This is a genomic window from Arthrobacter sp. SlRoot2-15 (assembly GCF_059739345.1).
In genome coordinates, this window is the sequence record NZ_AP046058.1 from 1,910,585 (window position 1) to 1,924,737 (window position 14,153).

Genomic DNA, 14,153 nt, shown 5'->3' on the forward strand with positions numbered 1-14,153 from the left:
GGGCTTAAACCATTGCGGCGGCCGGGCCGGGGTGGTTGCATGTAGGGCATGGCTACCGCAGAGAGTTACGTCCTGGCGATTGGAACCAAGAAGGGCCTTTGGCTGGCAACCAGCCCGGACCGCCGAAACTGGTCGCTGTCCGGCCCGCATTTCCTGATGAGCGAGATCCCCAGCATCGGCATCGATACCCGCGACGGCCGGACGCGGATCCTGGTCGGGGTCCGCTCGGAGCACTGGGGACCCACGGTCTTCCATTCCGACGACCTCGGCGAAACCTGGCACGAGCCGGAAAACGGCGCCATCCGATTCCCCGAGGACACCGACGCCGCACTGGAGCGCGTCTGGCAGATCCACCCCGACGCCGAGTCCCGCCCCGGCGTCGTCTGGGCCGGCTGCGAGCCGATTTCAGTCTGGAAGTCCACCGACGGCGGTGAGCACTTCGAACTCAACCGCGGCTTGTGGGACCACCCGCACCGGAGCGAATGGGGGGCCGGTTACGGCGGTGCCGCGGCCCACTCGATCGTCGTCAACCCCGACGGTGACAAGGTGCACGTGGCGATGAGCACCGGCGGCGTCTACCGCTCGCTCGACGGCGGCACCTCGTGGGAGCCGCGGAACAAGGGGATCTCGGCCCGCTTTAACCCCGATCCCTACCCCGAATTCGGCCAGTGCGTCCATAAGATCGCGGCGGACGCCGCCGTCGACGGCCGCCTGTACGCCCAGAACCACCACGGCGTCTACCGCAGCGACGACGGCGCCGAAAGCTGGGAGTCGATCGCCGAGGGCCTGCCGGCGGACTTCGGCTTCGTGATGCTCACGCATCCGCACCGCTCCGGCACGGCCTGGGTCATCCCGCTCAAGGCCGACGGGGAACGCATCCCGCCGGACGGCAAGCTCGCCGTGCACCGGACCGACGACGCCGGGGCCAGCTGGAAACGTCTGGATGACGGCCTGCCGCAGGCCGAGTTCAACGCCGTGCTCCGCGACGCGGCCTGCGTCGACGCGGCCGAACCCGCCGGTGTCTACTTCGGCACCCGCGGCGGCAGCGTCTACGCCAGCGCCGACGAGGGCGACCACTTCACCGAGGTGGCCTCGCACCTGCCGGACGTGCTCTGTGTCCGGGCCGCGCAGGTGACCGGCGCCCGGGTGACCGGCGGCCACGCGGACGCCCTCGCCGGGGCCGAGGTTGCCGGGTGAGGCGCACCGTTGCCTGACATCAGCGTGGTGCTCCCCAGCGTGCTGCAGCCCCTGGCCGGCGGGCAGTCCGTCCTGACTGCGCCCGCCGAGGGGGCCGTGAGCGTCCGGTGGCTGCTGGACGCGGTGGCCGGTGACTTCCCCGCGCTGTCCAGGCGGCTGCGGGACGAGACCGGTGCCGTCCGCCGTTTCGTGAATATCTACGTCAACGGGAACGAAATCCGGCGCCTGCAGGGCCTGGGCACCGAGGTGGCCCCGGGCCAGGAAGTGCTGATCATCCAGTCCGTGGCCGGCGGCTAACGCCTCAGGCCACGCGCCAGAGGCTGCATTCGTCCGTGTTGACGGCCTTGCGCGTGCCGGACTGCCGGTCCAGGATCCAGACAACGCCGATTCCCGGTGCCGTCTCCTGCACGCAGCCGCGGCGGATTACAACGTCGTCGTAGTTCGGTCCGACCCGCAGCCGCGCCTCGATCTCGTCGCCGCGGTGCAGCTGGTCAAGGGCGCGGACTCTGGTGATCTGGGCTTTGGCTTCCTTCAACATCGCTGGCCTCCTGGACTGGAGCTGGTGCCTGCTCTTGCCGGCACTTCCAGTGTCCGGCGCCAATGTTGCCGCCGCGTTTCCGCCCGGTAAGCGCTGGGTTAGTTTTCCGCGGGGCGCCTCCTGAGGGGTTCCGGCTGCCGGGCGGGGCGTTCAGGGGCTCAGCCGGTCCTCCGGATGGTGGATCCGGAACCAGCGGTAACCGTAACGGCCCAGCTCCAGTTCGAAGCCGCCGTCGTCCTGAAGCGGGATATCCTCGCCGTCGAGCAGGTCCTGCAGCACCGCGCCGGCGTAGGAACGGCCGGGCTCCCCGGGTGTGGCCGCGCTTGCGGTGACCGAGGCGGGTTCGGCCCCGAAGTTGTGCGCGAGGAGGAGGGCGGAGCCGTCCCGGCTGCAGCGGTGCAGCAGCACCCGGGCGACAGGCTGCTTGACCAGCTCGAACCGGCCCCAGCCGAGCTCGGGACTTTCGCGGTAGCGCTGGATGAGCACCGCGATGAAGTTCCACAGCGACTCCGGATCCCGTTTGGCCGCGGCGGCGTTGATGTTCTTGGGGCCGAAGTAGCCGTCCACCACCCGGGCCACCAGCTCCCGCTCGGGGGCGGTGGAGAAGCCGCCGTTGGCGGTGTCGTTCCACTGCATCGGGGAGCGGACGGCGGAACGTCCGTCCGCCCGCAGGTCCTCGCCCATCCCGAGCTCCTCGCCGTAGAAGAGCACGGGGGTGCCGGGCAGCGAGAACATCAGCGAATAGACCATGCGGATCCGGGCCGGGTCGCCGTCGAGCATGGTCGGCAGCCGGCGCCGGAGCCCGCGGCCGTACATTTGCATGTCCTCATCCGGTCCGAAGGCGGCAAAGACTTCCTCCCGCTCCGAGTCGCTGAGCTTGTCCAGGGTCAGTTCGTCGTGGTTGCGGACAAACATGGCCCACTGGTTGTCCGGATGGATTGCCGGCCGGGAGGCCAGCGTCCGGGCCAGCGGTCTGGCATCGCCGCGCGCCAGCGAGAGGTACATGTTCTGCATGGAGAGGAAGTCGAACTGCATGTTCAATTCATTGCCCGCCGCGCCGCCAAAGTACTTGAGCTGCTCCTTGTAGGGCAGGTTGACCTCGCCGAGCAGCACGGCGCTGCCGTGCCGGCGATTCAGGAAGCTGCGCAGGGCGCTGAGATAGTCGTGCGGATCAATGCGGGCGCGCTTGTCCCTGGGTTCGCCCCGCAGTTCCAGGAAAAACGGGACCGCATCGAGCCGGAAGCCGTCGAGTCCCAGCTGCAGCCAGAAGCCCATGGACTTGGCGATCTCGTCCCGGACCGACGAATTCATCACGTTCAGGTCGGGCTGGTATTTGGCGAACATGTGCAGGTACCACTCGCCGGTGGACTTGTCCTTGGTCCAGATGGACGTTTCCTCGCCGGGGAACACCACCTGGTCCGAGGTGTCCGGCGGGGTGTCCTTGCGCCACACGTAGTAGTCCCGGTAGGGGTTGTCCACCGATTTGCGGGCTTCCACGAACCAGGGGTGCTTGTCCGAGGTGTGGTTGATGACGAAGTCCGCGATCACCCGGATGCCGCGGTCATGCGCCGTGCGGATGAATTCCACGACGTCGCCGAGGGTGCCGAGCCGGCCGTCGACACCGTACATGTCGGTGACGTCGTACCCGTCGTCGCGGTCCGGCGAGGGGTAGAAGGGCATCAGCCAGATGCAGGTGACGCCCAGGGCGGCCAGGTAGTCCACCCGCTGGGTCAGGCCGGCGAAGTCCCCGGTCCCGTCGCCGTCGTCGTCGAAAAAAGTCTCCGGGTCCAGGCAGTAGATCACGGCGTTCTTCCACCAGAGGTCGGAGGTCTCGGCGATCCTCATGCGGTCTGCTCGTGCGGGGTGTGGAATCCGGTGGTAGCCATCGTCAATGTCTACCCTCGGTATCCGGGTCTGTCGAGGGAATCCCGCCGGGCAGCAGTCCGGGCCGGGCGCCGGGGGATCGACGCGGGCGCTCCGCCGCGCCAGAATAGGGCCCATGCGACTGCCCCTGATGCCCCCGATCGCGCCGATGCTGGCGAAAGCCGTCGGCGCCCTGCCGGAGGGGGCCATGAGTTTCGAGCCCAAGTGGGACGGCTTCCGGTCCCTCATCTTCCGCGACGGTGCCGAGGTGGAGATCGGCAGCCGCAACGGCAAACCCCTGACCCGCTACTTCCCGGAGCTGGTGGAGGCGCTGAAGCTGAACCTCCCACCGCGGTGTGTGCTCGACGGCGAGATCATCCTGGTGGGGGCCGCCGGGGACCGCCTTGACTTCGACGCGCTCCAGCAGCGGATCCATCCCGCCGCCAGCCGGGTCCGCCTGCTCGCGGACCAGACCCCCGCGAGCTTCGTCGCGTTCGACCTGCTGGCGCTGGACGAGGAGGATTTCACCGCCCGGCCGTTCGAGGAGCGCCGCGCGGCCCTGGAACGGGTGCTCGCGGGCAGCTCCGCGCCGGTGTACCTGACCGCCGCGACCCGGGACCGGGACACCGCGGGACGGTGGTTCCGGCAGTTCGAGGGCGCCGGCCTGGACGGGATCGTGGCCAAGGCGCTGGGCTCGGGGTACCAGCCGGACAAGCGCACGATGTTCAAGGTCAAGCACGAACGCACCGCGGACTGTGTCCTGGCCGGGTACCGGGTGCACACCTCCGGCCCGGACCGGATCGGTTCGCTGCTGCTGGGACTGTACGACGACGACGGCGTGCTGGCCAACGTGGGCGTGGTGGGGGCGTTCCCGATGCAGCGCCGCATGGACCTGTTCGAGGAACTCCAGCCGCTGGTCACCGGTTTCGCGGACCACCCGTGGGCGTGGGCCCGGCAGGAGGAGGGGGCGCGGACGCCGCGCAACGCCGAAGGAAGCCGGTGGAGCGGGGGCAAGGACCTGGGTTTCACGCCGCTGCGCCCGGAACGGGTGGTCGAAGTGAAATATGACCACATGGAGGGGCCGCGGTTCCGGCACACCACCCAGTTCGTCCGCTGGCGGCCGGACCGGGACCCCGCCTCCTGCACCTACGCCCAGCTGGAGGAGCCGGTCAGCTACGACCTGGCCGCGGTGCTCGGCGCCGGCGGGCCGCCGTCCGGCGGCTGAACCGTCCGCCGTCGGGCGGTCCACAGAACGCTCCCGCCCGGTTCCTCCGCCGCCACCCCGGCGACACGCGGAAAAGCCCGGTGTGTTCCGTGAACACACCGGGCTTCCCCCGAAGTAACCGGGCGGGAAGGCCGGGGCCTTAGCGCAGGCCGAGCTCCTTGGTGGGAATCTTGAACGATTCCTTGGCGGTCAGCGCCGAGACGGCGGCGATGGCGCAGATGATTCCGGTGAAGATCGTGATCTGGACCCAGCCGCCGGGCTTGATACCGCCCATGGCCGCGACGATTGCGGGGGCGAAGCCGGCCATCAGGAAGCCGAGCTGGGTTCCGATCGCCAGGCCGGAGAAGCGGACCTTGGTGCTGAACATTTCCGCGTAGAAGGAAGGCCAGACGGCGTTGGAGGCCGCGTAGCCGAAGGAGAAGAAGCCGATCGCGGCCAGGAACATCAGCGGGACGCTGCCGGATTCGAGGCTGAGCAGGAACACCGGGGTCAGCACCGCGCTGGCCAGCGCACCGTAGATGAAGACCGGCTTGCGGCCGATCCGGTCGGCGAGCATGCCGAACAGCGGCTGGGTGCCGAGGGCGACCAGGTTGGCGCCCACCACAAGCCAGAGCGTGACGGTGCCGTCCACGTTGGCCACGTTCTTGGCGTAGCTGATGGCCAGGGTGCCGAACACGGTGGAGACGGCGGCGATGAAGGCACAGGCGACCACTCGCAGCACGTCGCGCCAGTGGTGCTTGAGCAGGTCGGCGACGGGGAGCTTGGAGATCTGCGCGGACTTCTGTGCTTCCTCAAAGGCCGGCGGCTCGTGCAGGGTGCGGCGGATGAAGAACGCGACCACCACAACGACGGCGCTGAGCCAGAACGGGATGCGCCAGCCGATGCCGTACTTGACCTCGTCCGGCAGCGCCAGGACGGGGATGAAGACGAGGGCGGCGAGGATCTGGCCGCCCTGGGTGCCGGTCAGGGTCCAGGAGGTGAAGAAGGAGCGGCGGTTGTCCGGGGCGTGTTCGAGGGTCATGGAGGAGGCGCCGGCCTGCTCGCCGGCGGCGGAGAGGCCCTGGCAGAGCCGGGCGATCACCAGCAGCGCGGGCGCCCACCAGCCGACGGTCTTGAAGTCCGGCAGGCAGCCGATCACGAACGTGGAGGCGCCCATCAGCAGCAGGGTGAACATCAGGACCTTCCGGCGGCCCACCCGGTCACCGAAGTGGCCCAGGATCACGGCGCCCACCGGACGTGCCACGTAGGCGAAGCCGAACGTGGCGAAGGACATGATCGCGGCGTTCGCGTCGGCGTCCGGGAAGAAGACCTTCGGGAAGATCAGGGCGGCGGCGGAACCGAAGATGAAGAAGTCGTAGTACTCGACGGCGCTGCCCAGGAAGCTGGCGAGGGCTGCCTTCTTTGGTGTCCCGGCCGGTGCGGCAGTGCCCGGCGTCGTAGACGGGAGTGTCTGGCTCATGGTGTTCCTTTGTGTGACGACGTTGTCGCGGATGGATCGGGAAGGTCTCACCGGCCGGTGGCTTTAAGTGTGCGGCAGCCGGTGGACCGAGGAAAGACCCGGACTAGTAGCCACATGGTGGGAGCTACTTGTGCGATGTAGCAAGCATGGCTGTGATTGCCATCACTTGTCAACAAAAATAATCATCATCTAGCAATAGCTCTCACCATGTGAGAACATCGATGCATGAGTGTGAACCAAGACACAGAGCCGGCCCCCGCGGCCGAAGCCCCCGGCGGCCCCATGGATGCGGCCGAAGATACTGCCGAGACCTCCCCCCCCGGGACAAAGAAGGCCGCCCGGGAGGATTCCCGCACGGACATGGTGGGCAAAGCCCTGGGGCTGCTGGTCCTGCTGGGGGACGAGCCCCGCGGCGCCAGTGCCGCCGAGCTCTCGCGCCGCGCCGAACTGCCGTTCAGCACCACGTACCGGCTGCTCGGCTCGCTGACCAGGGACGGCTTCGTGGACTACGAGCCGGACGGCCGCCGCTACCACCTGGGCCTGCGCGTCTTCCAGCTCGGCCAGCGGGTTTCCAACCACCACGGCTTCGCCGGCACCGCCCTTCCCATCCTGCGCCGCGTCACCGAGGAATCCGGCGAGGCCACCATCCTGTCCGTGCGCGACGGGAACCACCACCTCACCGTCAACAAGGTGGACGGCCCGCAGACCTTCCGGGTCACCTCGGACCCCGGCCACCTCGGCGCCCTGCACACCACCTCGGTAGGCAAGGCGCTCATCGCCTTTGCCGACGACGCCACACGGCGGCAGCTGGTCGGGGAGCTGGAGCTCGAGCCGCTTACTGAGTTTTCCATCACGGACCGGGACGCCTTCCGGGCCGAGATCGAGCTCGTCCGCCAGCGCGGCTACGCCACCATGGATGAGGAAAACGAGCTCGGCATGCGCGCCGTCGCCGTCCCGGTCTTCAACTCCCAGGGCCACGCCTTCGCCTCGCTGGCCACCGCGGTCCCGGTCTTCCGGATGGGCATGGAGGCCCTCGTGGCCCTGGTGCCGCTGCTCCAGTCCGCAGCGGCCGAACTTTCGGCCCGGCTGCCCCAGCAATAGATGGCCATGTTCGCAATAAGAACAATAGTGCAATATGTGAACACTTGCGCTAATGTAATCCCCATCACCCGGCCCGCCGCTTGCACCGTGGCCCGCCGAGTGCCGTTGTCAAAGGAGCTAGACGGATGAGCAACCGAGCAGAGTCCTTCCTCGTGGGCCTCGTAGGCGATGGCGTCACGCCGTCCCTCACGCCCCCCATGCACGAACGCGAGGGCGATGTGCAGGGCCTGCGGTACCTGTACCGCCCCATCGACCTCACCGAGCTCGGCCTCCCGGGCCAGGCCATCGGGGACCTCCTCACCTTCGCGCACCGCCTCGGCTTCAACGGCCTGAACATCACCCACCCCTGCAAACAGCTGGTGCTGCAGCACCTCGACGAGGTCTCCCCGGATGCCCGGCGCCTCGGCGCGGTCAACACGGTGACCATCCGCGACGGCCGCTTCATCGGCCACAACACCGACTTCTCCGGTTTTGCCTCCGCACTCGCCTCCGGCCTACCGGGGGCGAAGCTGGACCGCGTGGTGCAGCTCGGCGCCGGCGGCGCCGGATCCGCCGTCGCCTACGCCCTGCTCACCGCGGGCGTCCGCCGCCTGGACCTGGTGGACACCGACGCGGCACGCTGCGCCGACCGGGCGGCCGAACTCGCCGGGTTCTTCCCGGACATTGTGGTCACCGCGCGGACGACGGCGGAGCTCCCGGAGCTCATGCCGCTCGCCGACGGCCTGGTCCACTGCACGCCGGTGGGCATGGCCGCCCATCCGGGCGTCCCGCTGGAGACGTCCCTGCTGGAGTCCCGGCACTGGGTCGCGGACATCGTCTACCGGCCGATCGAGACCGAACTGGTCCGCGAGGCCCGCGCCCGGGGGTGCGAGGTGCTCGACGGAGGCCGGATGGCCGTGGGCCAGGCCGCCGACGCCTTCCGGATCTTCACCGGCCTCGACGCCGACGCGGACCGGATGCGCGCCCACTTCCTGGAGCTCGTCGCCGCCGAGGAGGTGGCGGCCTGATGCGCACCGGAATCGCGACCGTCTGCCTCTCCGGGACCCTGCGGGAGAAGATGCAGGCCTGCGCCATCGCCGGCTTCGACGGGATCGAGATCTTCGAGCAGGACCTCGTCACCTCGTCGCTGAGCCCGGAGCAGATCCGGTCGATGGCCGCAGACCTGGGCCTGACCCTTGACCTGTACCAGCCGTTCCGCGACTTCGACTCCGTGCCGGAGGAACTGCTGGCCGCCAACCTGCGCCGGGCCGAGGCCAAGTTCCGGCTGATGTCCCGGCTGGGCATGGACACCATCCTGGTCTGCTCCAACGTGGCCACCGCCAGCATCGACGACGACGAGCTGCGCGCCGCCCAGCTGTCCCGGCTCGCCGCACTCGCCGGCGACCACGGGGTGAAGGTCGCCTACGAGGCCCTGGCCTGGGGCAAGTACGTCAACGACTACGAGCACGCCCACCGCCTGGTGGAACTCGTGGACCACCCGAACCTGGGCACCTGCCTGGACTCGTTCCACATCCTGTCCCGGGACTGGGACACGGCGCCGATCGAGCAATTCAACCCGGAGAAGATCTTCTTCGTCCAGGTGGCGGACGCGCCGAAGCTGTCCATGGACGTGCTGTCCTGGAGCCGGCACTACCGCGTCTTCCCGGGAGAGGGCCAGTTCGAGCTCGCCAAGTTCATGGGCCACGTGGTCCGTGCCGGCTACACCGGTCCGGTCTCGCTCGAGGTCTTCAACGATGTCTTCCGGCAGTCCGACGTCGAGCGAACCGCCGTCGATGCCATGCGCTCGCTGATCTGGCTCGAGGAACAAAGCGCGCGGTGGCTGGAGGCGAACCCGTCCCCGGCCGAGGCTGCTGCCGGCGCCGGCCGCCGCCGCCATCCGATGGAGCTGGCCACGCTGCCGCGGGTGGCCGAGCCGGCCGGGTTCAACTTCGCCGAGGTCCGGGCCGCCGACACCGCCGCCCTGGAGACCCTGCTGGGCCAGCTGGGTTTCGGGTTCAACGGCCGGCACCGGACCAAGAATGTGCAATTGTGGACCATGGGCCACGCACGCGTGATCATCAACGAGGAAGCCCCCGCCGCCGCGGAGACCGCCATTGCCGCGGTCGGCTTCGACGTCGATTCCCCCGTGATCGCTGCGGCCCGGGCGCAGCAGCTGAAGGCCCCCGCGGTGCCGCGCAAGAGCCAGGCGAACGAGGAGGTCTTCCAGGGCTTCGCCGCGCCGGACTCCACCGAAATCTTTCTCTGCCAGGGCAACCCGGACGGCATACCCGCCTGGGTCAGCGAATTCGGCCCGACCGCTGGCGCCGAAACCGGCCCGGCCGCGGCTCCGCAGGCCGTGATCGACCACGTCAACCTCGCCCAGCCGTGGCAGCACTTCGACGAGGCCGTGCTGTTCTACACCAGCGCCCTGGCCCTGGAGCCGCAGCCGTACGCCGAGGTTGCCAGCCCCACCGGGCTGGTCCGCTCCCAGGTGATGACCACCCGGGACCGGGGTGTGCGGCTGGTGCTGAACCTGGCCCCGCTGCACCAGCAGGAGGCCGGCCCGGAGCCGGCCGGCAGCGCGCCCGCCGGAACCCCGCGCCGGACCTACCAGGAACACATCGCGTTCGCCGTGGACGACCTCGTGGCCACGGCCCGGGCCGCCCGCGGCCGCGGACTGGAATTCCTGCAGATCCCTGCGAACTACTACGAGGACCTGGACGCACGGTTCGACCTGGACCCGGCGTTCCTCGCCACGCTGCGGGAGTTGAACCTGCTCTACGACCGCGACACCGACGGCGAGTTCCTGCACTTCTACACCGCCACCGTCGGCAGCGTGTTCTTTGAAATGGTGGAACGCCGCGGCTCCTATGACGGCTACGGGGCACCCAACGCCCCGGTCCGGCACGCCGTCCAGTACGACCACCTGCACCAGCTGAAACTCACCGCCTGACCGCACCCGGCCAGGACCCACCCATCCCACCCACCGAAAGGAGGCTGCTGTGCCTGAAGAGATCAACCTCGAGATTTTCAACGCGGACCCGCTCACCGAGGTCGTGTCCGACGCAGCGCCCGAGGCCACATCGAAGCCCGCCGCCAAGGCGGCCCCGGCCCTGGACACCGCCGCGGAATCGCAGCAGATCCTCAGCGACGAGATGACGGCGCTCAGGGATGCCTACGCGCAGGCGCTCCGGAACGGCGCCCCGGCGGAGACCCAGCCGCGGCTGGACTACCCGCCGTACCGCAGCAGCATCCTGCGCCACCCGACCAAGAGCCTGCAGCACGCGGACCCGGAAACCATAGAGCTGTATTCACCGGCGTTCGGGCACATGGACGTGCACGCCCTTGAAGCCGACCTCACGATCCAGCACAACGGCGAGCCGCTGGGCGAGCGGATCATCGTCTCCGGCCGGGTGCTCGACGGCGACGGCCGGCCGGTGGCGGGCCAGCTCGTGGAGATCTGGCAGGCCAACTCCTCCGGCCGCTACATCCACAAGCGCGACCAGCACCCGGCGCCGCTGGACCCGAACTTCACCGGCGTCGGCCGCTGCATCACCGGAGCGGACGGGTCCTACAGTTTCACCACGATCAAGCCCGGCGCCTACCCCTGGAAGAACCACCTGAACGCCTGGCGCCCGGCGCACATCCACTTCTCGCTTTTCGGCCAGGAGTTCACCCAGCGGATCGTCACCCAGATGTACTTCCCCGGCGACCCGCTCTTCGCCCTGGACCCGATCTACCAGTCGATCGTGGACCAGGACGCACGGGACCGGCTGGTCGCCACCTACAACCATGACCAGACCAAACCGGAATGGGCGCTGGCCTACAACTGGGACATCGTCCTGACCGGCTCGAAGCGGACCTGGACCGAAAACGAAGCATTGGGCGCGGACGGAGACGACCATGAGTAAATTGACCCCCACCCCCGGCCAGACCGTGGGCCCGTTCTACGGCTACGCCCTGCCCTACGCCAAGGACCGCGAGCTGCTGGCCCCCGGATCCGCCGGCTCCATCCGGCTCCAGGGCACCGTGTACGACGGCGCCGGCAACCCGGTCCCGGACGCCATCCTGGAGATCTGGCAGGCCGACGCCGAGGGCAACGTCCCACAGCGCACCGGCTCCCTGGTCCGTGACGGCTACACCTTCACCGGATTCGGCCGCAGCGCCGTCGGCAACACCGGCGTCTTCACCTTCACCACCGTCAACCCGGGCCCCGCCGCCCCCGGCGCCGCGCCGTTCATCTCCGTCGTGGTGTTCGCCCGCGGCCTGATGAACCGGCTCTTCACCCGGGTCTACCTGCCCGAGAACGAGGAAGCCCTCGCCGCCGACCCGCTACTGGCCTCGCTCGACCCGGAGCGCCGCCGGACCCTGATCGCCCGGCGCGACCCCGACGGCGGCCTCAGCTGGGACATCCGGCTGCAGGGCGAGGACGAGACGGTCTTCCTCGACTTCGAGGGAGCCGCGGGCGCGGGGGACGCCACGTGACCTCCCCGCACGCCGGGCCCGGCCCGGACGGCGACTTCGGCCTGCTGAGCCCGGTGTCGGCGTCGCCCCGGGTGGCTGCGCTGACCGGGGACCGGGCGGTGCTCGCCGCCCTGCTCCGGGTCGAAGCCGGCTGGGCTGCCGTCCTGGAAGAGGCGGCCCTGGTCCCGGCCGGCTCCGCCGCGCTCGTGGCGGCCGCCGCCGTCGACCGCTACGACGTCGCCGGCATCGCCGTCCGCGCCCAGGGCGGCGGCAACCCGGTGATCCCGCTGCTCGCCGACCTCCGCGACCAGGTCGCCGCGCTGGACTCGGCCGGCATCGGCGCCGGACGGGCCGTGCACAGCTCGTTGACCAGCCAGGACGTGCTGGATACCGGACTGATGCTGCTGGCCGCCGGCGCCGTGCGCGAACTGCTCACCGAGACCCGCCGCACGACGGCGGCCCTGGCCGACCTTGCGCAGCGGCACCAGCGGACCCTGTGTGTGGGCCGCAGCCTGACCCAGCATTCGCTGCCGTTCAGCTTCGGCCTGAAGGCCGCGCAGTGGTTCCACGGGCTCGCCGCCGCCGCACAGCGGCTCGAGGCTCTGGAACTGCCGGTCCAGACCGGCGGAGCCGCCGGCACCCTGGCGGCCGGTACCGTGCTGGCCGAAGGCTCGGCCCTCGGCCCGCTCGAGCTGGCCGACCGGCTCGCCGCACGGTTGGGGCTGGCCGCCGCCCCCGCGCCGTGGCACACCAACCGCCTCGCCGTCACCGCGCTCGGCGACGCCCTGGCCGCCGTGACCGACGCGGCGGGCAAGATCGCCGCCGACGTGCTGTTCCTGAGCCGGCCCGAGGTGGCCGAACTCGCCGAACCCCGGGCCGCCGGCCGCGGCGGCTCCTCGGCCATGCCGCAGAAGCAAAACCCCGTCCTGTCCGTGCTGGTGCGCAGCGCCGCCCTGCAGGCACCGGCGCTGGCAGCCCAGCTGCACCTGGCGGCAGCCAATTTCAACGACGAACGCCCCGACGGCGCCTGGCACAGCGAGTGGACCGCGCTGCGCTCGTTGCTGCGCCTGGCCCTCGGCGCGGCAGTGCAGCTCCGCGAACTGGCCGAGGGCCTGCAGGTCTACCCGTCGGCGATGCGGCGGAACCTGGACCTCGCCGGCCCCCTGCTGCTCTCCGAGGCGGTGGGCGCCGCCGTCGGTCCGCTGCTCGGGCCGGACGGCCGGAGCCGGCTCCAGGACGTGGTGGACCAGACCCTCCAGGTGCACGCCGCCGAACAGTCCAGCTCCTACCGGAAGCTGCTCCGGGCCGCCGTCCCGGCGGAGCTGCTCTCCGACGAGCGGCTCGAGGAGCTGCTGGATCCGGCCAACTATCTGGGCCAGGCGCCCGAAATCTCGCGCCGCATCCTCGCGGCGTGGCCGGCCTTCGCGCAGCCCGGCGCCGAACCGACCGACCCCACAAGACCGACCGAAGAGAAAGGCGCCAACCGTGGCTAGACCAACCCTCAAGGCCGTACTGCTCTCGCCCGTGCGCGAGCTCGGCGACAAACCCCTCCTCGTGCTGGGCCCGTCCCTGGGGACCTCCACACTGCTCTGGAGCCAGGCCGGCGCCCTGCTCGGCGACGACGCCGACGTCGTCGCCTGGGACCTGCCCGGTCACGGCGTCTCCCCGGCCGCTGCGGAGACCTTCACCGTCGCCGAACTGGCCGACGCCGTCGTCGAGCTGGTCGATTCGGTCGCCCCCGGCGCCCGGTTCCACTACGCCGGCGTGTCCCTCGGCGGTGCCACCGGCCTGCAGCTGGGCATCAAGCATGGCGAACGGCTCAAGAGCCTGTCCGTGCAGTGCACCGGCGCGAAGATCGGCACGCCCGAGGGCTGGCTGGAACGGGCCGTGACGGTCCGCAACCAGGGCACCGGTGTGATGATCGAGGGCTCCGCCCAGCGCTGGTTCGCGCCGGGCTTTATGGAGCGCGAGCCGGACCGCAGCAGCCACTTGCTGCACACCCTGCGCGACGCCGACCGCTTCAGCTACGCCTTCTGCTGCGAGGCCCTCGCCGGCTTCGACGTGCGGGACGAACTCGGCGGCATCCGGGTCCCCACCCAGGCGCTGGCTGGCGCCCAGGATACCGTCGCGCCGCCGTCGCTGGCCCGGGAGATCGTAGACGGCATCACCGCCGGCGGCGGCACGGCCAATGCGGCGACCCTGGAGGAGGTGGCCCACCTGGCGCCCTTCGAGGCGCCCGGCCACGTGGCCGAACTGCTGCGCAGCCTGATCAGCTGGACCGAATCACGCGGAGCCGGCCAGTGAGCCGGCCGGCGGGTGGGCCGGAA

General features: G+C 70.1%; 13 protein-coding genes. 10 read left to right on the top strand and 3 right to left on the bottom strand.

Annotation, left to right across the window (positions count from 1 at the left end):
* The first annotated feature begins 48 nt into the window (after positions 1–48).
* Both AC6I9V_RS08720 and AC6I9V_RS08725 read left to right on the top strand, forming a co-directional pair.
* On the top strand, positions 49–1,197 hold the full coding sequence (locus AC6I9V_RS08720; RefSeq protein ID WP_497899102.1) for a WD40/YVTN/BNR-like repeat-containing protein: 1,149 nt from the start codon (positions 49–51) through the stop codon (positions 1,195–1,197).
* Positions 1,198–1,206: 9 nt separating this feature from the next.
* Positions 1,207–1,494, top strand: a complete 288-nt coding sequence (locus AC6I9V_RS08725) for a MoaD/ThiS family protein (RefSeq protein ID WP_349412727.1) — start codon at positions 1,207–1,209, stop codon at positions 1,492–1,494.
* Positions 1,495–1,498: 4 nt separating this feature from the next.
* On the opposite strand, the gene AC6I9V_RS08730 is transcribed toward AC6I9V_RS08725, so the two are convergent.
* The gene (locus tag AC6I9V_RS08730; protein WP_146336271.1) at positions 1,499–1,735 is read right to left on the bottom strand and encodes a hypothetical protein; all 237 of its coding nucleotides are present in this window, start codon (positions 1,733–1,735) and stop codon (positions 1,499–1,501) included.
* Between the two features lie 150 nt (positions 1,736–1,885).
* A complete protein-coding gene (locus AC6I9V_RS08735) occupies positions 1,886–3,580 on the bottom strand; it encodes an alpha-amylase family protein (RefSeq protein ID WP_497899103.1) in 1,695 nt (564 codons plus the stop codon).
* Between the two features lie 154 nt (positions 3,581–3,734).
* Here AC6I9V_RS08735 and AC6I9V_RS08740 point away from each other — a divergent pair, with 154 nt between their 5' ends.
* On the top strand, positions 3,735–4,823 hold the full coding sequence (locus tag AC6I9V_RS08740) for an ATP-dependent DNA ligase (protein WP_497899104.1): 1,089 nt from the start codon (positions 3,735–3,737) through the stop codon (positions 4,821–4,823).
* A 139-nt stretch (positions 4,824–4,962) separates the two neighbouring features.
* Here the strand turns inward: AC6I9V_RS08740 and AC6I9V_RS08745 are convergent, their stop codons facing one another.
* The gene (locus AC6I9V_RS08745) at positions 4,963–6,282 is read right to left on the bottom strand and encodes an MFS transporter (protein WP_349412730.1); all 1,320 of its coding nucleotides are present in this window, start codon (positions 6,280–6,282) and stop codon (positions 4,963–4,965) included.
* Positions 6,283–6,642: 360 nt separating this feature from the next.
* Between AC6I9V_RS08745 and AC6I9V_RS08750 the strand changes: the two genes are divergently transcribed.
* The 7 genes from AC6I9V_RS08750 (at position 6,643) to AC6I9V_RS08780 (ending at position 14,130) form a co-directional block, all read left to right on the top strand.
* A complete protein-coding gene (locus tag AC6I9V_RS08750; RefSeq protein WP_497900286.1) occupies positions 6,643–7,383 on the top strand; it encodes an IclR family transcriptional regulator in 741 nt (246 codons plus the stop codon).
* A 125-nt stretch (positions 7,384–7,508) separates the two neighbouring features.
* The gene (locus tag AC6I9V_RS08755; RefSeq protein WP_497899105.1) at positions 7,509–8,390 is read left to right on the top strand and encodes a shikimate dehydrogenase; all 882 of its coding nucleotides are present in this window, start codon (positions 7,509–7,511) and stop codon (positions 8,388–8,390) included.
* Positions 8,390–10,315, top strand: a complete 1,926-nt coding sequence (locus AC6I9V_RS08760; RefSeq protein ID WP_497899106.1) for a bifunctional sugar phosphate isomerase/epimerase/4-hydroxyphenylpyruvate dioxygenase family protein — start codon at positions 8,390–8,392, stop codon at positions 10,313–10,315. The genes AC6I9V_RS08755 and AC6I9V_RS08760 overlap by 1 nt, the downstream gene beginning before the upstream one ends.
* 49 nt (positions 10,316–10,364) lie before the next feature.
* A complete protein-coding gene (gene pcaH, locus AC6I9V_RS08765; RefSeq protein ID WP_497899107.1) occupies positions 10,365–11,273 on the top strand; it encodes a protocatechuate 3,4-dioxygenase subunit beta in 909 nt (302 codons plus the stop codon).
* Positions 11,266–11,847 carry a protocatechuate 3,4-dioxygenase subunit alpha gene (gene pcaG, locus AC6I9V_RS08770; protein ID WP_349412733.1) on the top strand — a complete coding sequence of 194 codons (582 nt, stop codon included), beginning with the start codon at positions 11,266–11,268 and terminating at the stop codon, positions 11,845–11,847. The genes pcaH and pcaG overlap by 8 nt, the downstream gene beginning before the upstream one ends.
* The gene (locus AC6I9V_RS08775) at positions 11,844–13,319 is read left to right on the top strand and encodes a lyase family protein (protein ID WP_497899108.1); all 1,476 of its coding nucleotides are present in this window, start codon (positions 11,844–11,846) and stop codon (positions 13,317–13,319) included. Before pcaG ends, AC6I9V_RS08775 begins: the two co-directional genes overlap by 4 nt.
* Positions 13,312–14,130, top strand: a complete 819-nt coding sequence (locus AC6I9V_RS08780; protein ID WP_497899109.1) for an alpha/beta fold hydrolase — start codon at positions 13,312–13,314, stop codon at positions 14,128–14,130. Before AC6I9V_RS08775 ends, AC6I9V_RS08780 begins: the two co-directional genes overlap by 8 nt.
* The last annotated feature ends 23 nt before the right edge of the window (positions 14,131–14,153 follow it).

Excerpts from the sequence above, each read along its gene's own strand:
- pcaG (WP_349412733.1), top strand. The coding sequence starts at position 11,266 with ATGAGTAAATTGACCCCCACCCCCGGCCAGACCGTGGGCCCGTTCTAC.
- AC6I9V_RS08745 (WP_349412730.1), bottom strand. The coding sequence starts at position 6,282 with ATGAGCCAGACACTCCCGTCTACGACGCCGGGCACTGCCGCACCGGCC.
- AC6I9V_RS08760 (WP_497899106.1), top strand. The coding sequence starts at position 8,390 with ATGCGCACCGGAATCGCGACCGTCTGCCTCTCCGGGACCCTGCGGGAG.
- AC6I9V_RS08730 (WP_146336271.1), bottom strand. The coding sequence starts at position 1,735 with ATGTTGAAGGAAGCCAAAGCCCAGATCACCAGAGTCCGCGCCCTTGAC.
- AC6I9V_RS08750 (WP_497900286.1), top strand. The coding sequence starts at position 6,643 with ATGGTGGGCAAAGCCCTGGGGCTGCTGGTCCTGCTGGGGGACGAGCCC.
- AC6I9V_RS08720 (WP_497899102.1), top strand. The coding sequence starts at position 49 with ATGGCTACCGCAGAGAGTTACGTCCTGGCGATTGGAACCAAGAAGGGC.
- AC6I9V_RS08740 (WP_497899104.1), top strand. The coding sequence starts at position 3,735 with ATGCGACTGCCCCTGATGCCCCCGATCGCGCCGATGCTGGCGAAAGCC.
- AC6I9V_RS08735 (WP_497899103.1), bottom strand. The coding sequence starts at position 3,580 with ATGAGGATCGCCGAGACCTCCGACCTCTGGTGGAAGAACGCCGTGATC.
- AC6I9V_RS08755 (WP_497899105.1), top strand. The coding sequence starts at position 7,509 with ATGAGCAACCGAGCAGAGTCCTTCCTCGTGGGCCTCGTAGGCGATGGC.